General features: G+C 40.6%; 1 protein-coding gene. It reads right to left on the reverse strand.

Features of this window, described 5'->3' with window-relative positions:
- The coding region (locus ACE01P_RS24545; protein ID WP_379701683.1) for a condensation domain-containing protein at nucleotides 1–202 on the reverse strand (202 nt) is incomplete at both ends.

Raw genomic sequence — 202 nt, forward strand, 5'->3', positions numbered from 1 at the left:
TTTGACGCCTGCCATGAGAGTCATAAACAAAGTGCATTGGTGTTGCTCTGAAAAACTTTTTAACTTATCTAAAAATGCTGCTGAAAATACATGCGTAAGACTCTCCCCATTATAGCTTTGAACTGAAGGGCGGGGTTTAAAGCTTGGCAAGTTTAAAACAGGCAGCTCTCCTGAGAATTGATTCAGCCAGAAATCTTCTGAC

Origin of the sequence: Flavobacterium sp. HJSW_4, from assembly GCF_042436695.1 — a bacterium.
In the GTDB taxonomy this organism is placed as follows: Bacteria; Bacteroidota; Bacteroidia; order Flavobacteriales; family Flavobacteriaceae; genus Flavobacterium.